Source organism: Candidatus Cryptobacteroides sp. (genome assembly GCF_056207615.1).
In genome coordinates, this window is record NZ_JBAEER010000007.1 from 1 (window position 1) to 7,672 (window position 7,672).

4 protein-coding genes are annotated in these 7,672 nt (G+C 50.5%); 3 read left to right on the forward strand and 1 reads right to left on the reverse strand.

The annotated features are described in order from the left end of the window. Positions 1 to 236: 236 nt before the first annotated feature. Positions 237 to 3,590 (forward strand): hypothetical protein, encoded by a 3,354-nt coding sequence (locus AC06ND_RS00530; protein WP_475677042.1) that lies wholly within the window; start codon positions 237 to 239, stop codon positions 3,588 to 3,590. A gap of 11 nt (positions 3,591 to 3,601) precedes the next feature. Further along, on the forward strand, positions 3,602 to 5,029 hold the full coding sequence (locus tag AC06ND_RS00535) for a DUF5723 family protein (protein ID WP_475677043.1): 1,428 nt from the start codon (positions 3,602 to 3,604) through the stop codon (positions 5,027 to 5,029). A 16-nt stretch (positions 5,030 to 5,045) separates the two neighbouring features. Here AC06ND_RS00535 and AC06ND_RS00540 read toward each other — a convergent pair whose 3' ends face one another. Next, the gene (locus AC06ND_RS00540) at positions 5,046 to 6,179 is read right to left on the reverse strand and encodes a hypothetical protein (RefSeq protein ID WP_475677044.1); all 1,134 of its coding nucleotides are present in this window, start codon (positions 6,177 to 6,179) and stop codon (positions 5,046 to 5,048) included. 75 nt (positions 6,180 to 6,254) lie between these two features. Here AC06ND_RS00540 and AC06ND_RS00545 point away from each other — a divergent pair, with 75 nt between their 5' ends. Then, positions 6,255 to 7,556 carry a replication-associated recombination protein A gene (locus AC06ND_RS00545; RefSeq protein WP_475677045.1) on the forward strand — a complete coding sequence of 434 codons (1,302 nt, stop codon included), beginning with the start codon at positions 6,255 to 6,257 and terminating at the stop codon, positions 7,554 to 7,556. Positions 7,557 to 7,672: the final 116 nt, after the last annotated feature.

The following is a 7,672-nucleotide window of genomic DNA, read 5'->3' on the forward strand; positions in this document are numbered from 1 at the left end:
ATTCATCAAAATCAATCATTTTTAACAATTTTCTGTGTCCACTTTTAGATAGCAGTACACGGAGGAGTGTTTTTTATACATATAAGTTAACATAATATAAATTGTATAAATAGATTGTAAAACCGCGAATAGGGGATTTACGAATGGCTAAGAGCTTTTATCTATCGCTAAATACATAGTTATTTTTTGTTGTGTGTTGAACATATCTTCGTGATTGTTTAATTGACGCACGAATCATGAAAATCGAAGAGTTATACCAGAAGGTCAAAAAGACCATTGACATGTCCATACTTCTTGCTGCCTACATGGCGATGCAGTCGTGTATCATGGATGAACGCTACAATGGCGAGAATCTCAAGAACATGGACCTGACCATGAACCTTTTCAGCAAAGGCGTAGAATTTCCGCTCGGTTCTACTTCTCAGCTCAGTTTCGCGGATCTCAGCGAGATATCAGGTGCTGACTTCAGTTTGCTGACTGAAGCTGCTGACGGCAGCTACAGCATCAGCTATGGTGACATGGTCGATCTCTCTGAAAACCTGGCGTCCCTCGATCTGACTTCTCTTGCAAGCATGGACGCAATCACTTTTGATGACAAATTCGAGTATCATGTGGGCATAGACAGGAATTCGCTGGGAATTCAGTCCCAGGAATGGAATGAGAGCTCTGAGATTGGGATTTCAGATTTCACCATGCCGGCGGTCAGTCCCGTCAATCGCGTCGAGAAGATTCCCGTAGGACTCTATGACGAGAATCTGGTCAAGGGCCTTTCATTAGATGACGAGCTCAAGGATATTCATATAAAAAACGGCTTTGTAGACCCTTCTGTGGCTGGTTTTGGCAGTAATGGTCCATCCCTTAAAGGACTTACTTTCTATGTCGGAGACATTGCACCTGTGCCGGTGGAGCCTTATACAAGCCATATTCTCGTTGACCACGAGCTTCAGGGCATCAAGAGCATCAGCGACATAGAGCTTTCCGGCGACGCAAAGATGATCGTAAGTCTTTCTCTTACAAATAATTATCTCGTCTCAGGAAATATCGTGCCGAATATCGACGTCGATCTCACAAAGATCTGTGGCATTGAGGGATATTCTGGTAAAATGGTGAATATCAGTGACTTGGTGATGAATGAAGAGAATGGATACCGTGCCGTAAGGACCTATGATATCACCGGACTCGTGAAGAACTCCTTCAAGGACGGAAGAATCTATCTCGACGAAAACGTGACTATCGCCGGACAGATCGAGGGCTATTCGCTGACTGCAGATCGCTCGCTGGTCAATGATTCATATTCCAAGGGCGGCATGATGCTCAACCTTGACGTGCAATTCGAAAACATAGATATCGAGTCTGCTGACGTGGTCCTTGAGCCGGTGACGGTGGTGACTGAAGACATGGTGGTTCCTATGAGCATCTCCCCTGTCGCTCTCCCATCGTTCGTAGACCGAATCTCTTCAGTGAGTCTCGACCGAAGCAGGAAGACCGTTCTTGAACTCGACGCTTCCAATCTTTCGAAGATAGCTGGACTTTCTGTCAATCTCGATGAGATTGTCGTAGAATTCCCTGCAGGAATGCATGTGGAAGACTGCACCGACGGAAAGCTCGTCATCAAGGGCGCAAAGCTTCCTCTCAGGAAAGAGATCGTCATCAGCAGCATCGACTTCCCTGCCCCTGTTGCCGGATATCAGTCGTTCAATGGAAACATCAAGCTTAACGCAAAGACCACCGTATCTGGTTCCGTGGATGTCGCAGACCTTCCCGCAAACGAATCAGAGGATGTTGTGGTAGTCGCTACCATCAGCAGCTCCCCCGTCATTTCTGACTTCAGCGTGAAGACACGTGAGTATAGGAAGGATCTCGGAATCGAGCAGAAGTTCGCAATTGACATCGACGGCATTGGTGATCTCGGTAATCTTACCGTCGTACCGGATGGTAAACCGAATATTGAGGTGATCTTCGACATCCCGTCTACTCCGTCTCTCCCGTTCAAGACTGGCAGCGAAGGAATAGACATTGCGCTGCCAGCAAGCATCAGGCTTGATGCTGGTCGCCTGGGTTCCGGATACACATACTCGCAGAGCACTCACTCGATCAACATACGTGGCTCCGTCCCTTCGAAGATCAGCATACCAGTGAAGGAACTGCATGTATCTGCATCAACGGCAGAGCAGGAAATCAAGGTCTGCGGTGATCTTGTGGCTGCGGCAACAGTTATAGGAAAAAGTGATGTGGAGGCCCTCAGAGGCGCAAATGTTGGCATTCGTGTCGCAATTCCTCAGATGGCGGCGAAGAGCGTCAGACTTGATGACGGACTCTCGGTAAGGGTCGATGAGACTACGTCTGTGAGCCTTTTCGATAAGGAAAGAATACCAGAGATGGTGGACATTCTCAGCGAGGTCGTTCTCGATGAGGTCTATATCAACTGCAGCATGGACTTCGACGGTCTCCCTGGCAACGGTAACTATATGGTTGACCTCGTGGCAACACTTCCAGACTGCTTCTCCCCTTCCGAGATCGCACTCAAGGGCGCAGTCAAGAACGGTCGTTTCGTGGCTCAGCCAATCAGGCTTGAAGCTTTGAGGAATCTTGACATGAGCAATGCTGAGGACCTCGTAGCTGACATTACGATACATGGCTCGCTGTCTACAGAGAGCGCCGATATCGAGCTTGAAAGCCTCAGGGATGATATCTCCGCCAATATGAAGGTCAGCATCGCTGACAGGAACGGAAAGATATCCGTGAGCAGCTTACGTGGGCACATTCACCAGGAGATGGAGTACTCTACTACCCTTTCCTTCGATGATATTCCGGAATTCCTTCGCAGCGACGAGGTCTGTCTCGACATCAAGAATCCATCTCTCAAGCTCGCGATCAGAGGTAACATGGGTGTTCCTGTAAACAGCGAGATTGAGCTCATACCATGGCGAAACGGACGTCCAGACGGCAGAGTGTCGGCGCTCCGCGACTTCGCGTTCCCGTGCTCGAAGGATGCTGCCTCCCCTGAACTTGTAGAGGTCAGTCTTGACCCGGAGCAGATATCCCGTGTGTTCCGTCAGATACCTGACTCGCTGGAGATCGTCTTCAGGGGTAATATCAACGCTGAAAAGGAGTGCTTCATTGACCTCGGCAGCGAGTACTTCATGGACCTTGCATACGACTTCGACATGCCGCTGACTCCTGGAGAAGATTTCATGCTGGTCCTGTCAGACACTCTCGAACTTTCACGGGAACTTGTCGATGTCATGTCAAAGACTCCGATAGGATTGAAGATCGCGGCAAGGAACAGCATGCCTTTCGGCCTGAAGATATTCGTCGATTTTCTTGATGTTGACGGAAATGTTCTCTATCTTTCTGAAGAAGAGATTTCTGCCGGCATTTCGGGCGGAAGCAGGCTGAATCCTTGTTCAGAGACTGCTGAGGTGATGGTCAGGACTCTTCCTGGTTCCCCTGTAAAGGACCTCGCTCAGCTTAGGATATCCTTTGCTCTGAGCGGTGGTGTCGAAACGCACAACTTGATGAAGGACGATTACATTGAGGCTGATTTAAAGGCAGTCTTACCAGAAGGAATAAGCTTTAAGATTAACTAATACTTATCATTGTGAAAAAGATCTATTTTGCATTCGCGACAGCTCTGATGTGTGCCGCACTCCATGCGCAGACTCCCCAGAGCACCTATCTGCTCGAGAACTATGTGTATGGATACCGATTCAACCCGGCATATGTGCCCGAGAAATCCTTCGTCGCAGTTCCGGTGATAGGTAATCTCAATCCGTCAGCCAGGAGCCAGGTGGGACTTTCAAATCTCATCTTCCCTACCGACGACGGACTCGTGACCGGACTCAATCCTCAGGTATCTTCGGAACAGTTTCTCGGCGGTCTCAAGAAGCTCAACAGCGCGAATGTAGACCTCAATGAGAACATCATAGCATTCGGATTTCGAGGAAAACATGGCGGATACACGAGCGTGGAGCTCAATCTCAGGAGCTCCGTGACTGCGGCTCTTCCGTACACCATGTTCTCTTTCCTCAAGGACGGTGACGCTCCTTCATACGACATGTCCCCTACCTATGTCAGCGGTACTGCCTTCGGCGAGCTGGCCATAGGCTATTCCAGGAAGGTTAATGACAAGCTCGACATAGGTGCGCGTCTCAAGGCCCTCGTAGGTATGGCGAACCTCTATTTTGACATCAACAAAGCAGATGTCAGCATCAGCGGTGACGCAATCAGGGTCAATGCGGATGCAACAGCGTACGGTGCATGTAATTTCCTCAGCGTGGCGACCATTCCGTCGAAGATCAGACCCGGCGAGGTGGATGTGATGGATTTCGATGATTTCGGATTCGGCGGTGGGAATTTTGCTCCTTCCGGTTATGGCGCGGCCATCGACCTTGGCATGACCTACCATCTCACCAAGAATCTCGAACTCAGCTTTTCCATCAATGATCTCGGACTCATGAGCTGGAAGAACAATATCATCGGAAGGACGGATGCATCGGTGACTTACACCGGCCAGCGCTTCTATCCGGAGGATGAGGATCCTGACGACAGCGAAGCGAAGAATGAGTACAAGGCAGCGGTCCATACTCTCGAGTCGCTTGCCGAGTTCAAGTATGATCCCGAAGAGAGTTCGACCCAACTTAAGATCATGCCTTTCACCGCAAACTTCGGACTCAAGTACAGGATGCCTTTCTATCGCAACCTAAGTGCTGGAGCGATGGGTACATACAAGGTTGCGCACAAGGCAAGCTGGTATGATGTCCGTGCCGGTCTTGCAATCAACCCTATTGAGTGGTTCAGTCTGACCGGAAACGTCGGTATGACCACCTTCGGACCTGCATGGGGTGCCGGACTGAGCATCAGCTTCGTGGGTATCAACATCTTCGTTGCCAGCGACGGCTATATCGGAAAGATTGCAAAGTACAAGGGCGAGAAGGGACCTGCATTCCTTTATCCTATCGACAAGTTCGGATATGATATCAACTTCGGTCTCAATATCATCTTCGGCAAGCGTCACCGTGCGTTCTAGCGGTGCTTAGAACCTCTTAGAAACAGAGGCCTACGCCTAGCTTGGCTCCGGTCAGCACTTCGTTGCTGCGGCGCACTTCGATGGATTCGGAGAAGGTATTCGGATGCCAGTATGTGCCTGTCAGTCCAAGCATCAGATCGAGCTTGATTTCTCTGGTAAGGTTGAGCCTGTAGCCGAATCCTGTGTCGGCGAGGGTGGCATTTCCGTACATCTTCGGGCTTCCCTTGATGCCGATTCCACCACCTATGAATGTGAACCATCTTCCTGGGTCGTCATGTTTGCCGAACAGGATGGTGGCTCTCATCATGATCGGGAATATGCGCTGCTTCCTGCTTATGCCCTGATAGCCGCCGTACAGTGACACGTTGAGGTTCTCGAAGGCGTTGAAACCGAAGTGTGCGAGCACTTGCCCGTTGGTGTTGTAGCCGAAGCTGTAATCCCTGAAGTCTTCTCTGTATCCGCCGTTGGTGGCAACATAGTTGAAGTGGCTGAATACATGGAACTGCGCTATGTAGCCGTATTCTATGCCGTAGGTTATCAGTGGGTATTCCCTCTTCGGCCTTCTCTTTTCTTCTCCCTCCCACGGTTCTTCTGCCATCCGCCTGTCATGGTCGAAGCGGTAGGTCATTCCGAACTGTGGAATGAACGACGAGATGAGCCCATGCTTGTACATGCCCATGTTGATCCCGTCAGGAGTCTTGTATACATGAAGCGAAATCGACGGTTTCACCACGAAGTAGAAGGACAGAGGCATGCTTCGGAAGGTAATGCCTGTCCTGAGGTCGGCAACAGGACCGAAGAATACGCCTGCAGGATGCTCAAGGTCGTCACCGAAACCAAGATCGATTCCTGGGCCGGCGAGGAAGTTGAATACGACGTTCTTTCCGGATTTCTGTATGATGTTGAAATCACAGCTGTAGTCGAAATAGAACCCTGGGAAAGGATTCCTCTGGCGAAGGGGACCCGTGATATCCACTCCGAAGGATAAGGTGTTCACAGGTGCGTTGTCTCCCGATTTCGAGTGCTGCTGATAGAGGATACCGATGCGCGATGGGGACAACTCAGCTCCGATGGAACGAGGCTGGGCATGGACAATTCCTGCCGAACAGGTCAATACGGCAAGAAACGGTATTAGCCTTCTGGTACGCATTGGTTTTAAGTACAACCATCAAATTTAACAAATAATCAGCAAAAACCCTATATTTGTATTGTAGTAGAATCAACAATGTTCGAAGACGACAGCATAAGGACCAGGATGCTTCCTCCCCTTCCGGAGAGGTTGAGGCCGAGAAATATGGACCAGTACGTGGGCCAGAGCCATCTCGTTGGCAAGGGCTGCGTGCTTCGTAACATGATTGATTCAGGCAATCTCACCTCCTTCATTCTCTGGGGCCCTCCAGGTGTCGGCAAGACTTCCCTCTCAAGGATAGTCGCAAGCACTCTAGGACGAGAGTTCTACACTCTCTCTGCGGTCAGTGCAGGAGTCAAGGAGGTACGCGAGGTTATCGACAAGGCGAAGGGTTCGTCTCTTTTCTCTCAGTGCAGCACCCCTATTCTCTTCATCGACGAGATCCACAGGTTCAGCAAGAGCCAGCAGGATGCGCTTCTAGGTGCGGCCGAGGACGGAACGATCGTGCTCATCGGTGCCACCACTGAGAATCCTTCCTTCGAGGTGATCTCACCGCTTCTATCCAGGTGTCAGGTCTTCGTCCTGAAGTCTCTTGAGAAGGCGGACCTGCAGAAGCTGCTCGACAGGGCTCTCAGCGAGGATGTCGTGCTCAAGGAAAGGGGCATAAAGGTCGAGGAGACCGAGGCGCTCTTCCGTTACAGCGGTGGTGATGCGCGTAAGCTTCTGAACATCCTTGAGATCGTGGTCAATGCCGGTAACAAGGTCATCAACAATCAGGCTGTCACTTCCTGTCTTCAGGAGAACATGGCAATCTATGATAAGAAGGGTGAGATGCATTATGACATCATCTCTGCCTTCATCAAGAGCGTGCGCGGTTCGGACCCGAACGCGGCAGTCTATTATCTCGCAAGAATGCTCGACGCAGGCGAGGATCCCCTCTTCATCGCACGAAGGCTCATGATCCTCTCTTCCGAGGACATCGGCCTGGCCAATCCAAATGCGATGCTGCTCGCGAACTCGACTTTCCAGATTGTCCACAGCATCGGTATGCCAGAGGCAAGGATCCCTCTCGCAGAGTGTACCATCTACCTCGCGAGCTCACCTAAGAGCAATTCTGCCTACATGGCTATCAACAAGGCTCTCGAGACGGCCAAGCTGACTCAGTCGGCTGGTGTTCCTCTCTATCTGAGGAATGCTCCTACGAAGCTCATGGAGGAGCTTGGCTATGGTGACGGCTATATGTATGCTCACGACTATCCCGGTCATTTTGCCAATCTCGAGTTCATGCCGAAGGAACTCGAAGGTACAGTGTTCTACGATCCTCAGGAAAATCGCCACGAGGATGGCCTCCGCAACTATCTTTCTGCCTGCTGGCCGAAATATTATCCAAAGAAGTAGCTTTCTTCGCCGGCATTTGTCGGATGTCATAGCGGCGGCGGACATGCAGCAAAATGCAGATCGTCTTCGCTCCGCTCCGCCGACCCTAGTCCGGGCAAATGCATTTTGCATGCATG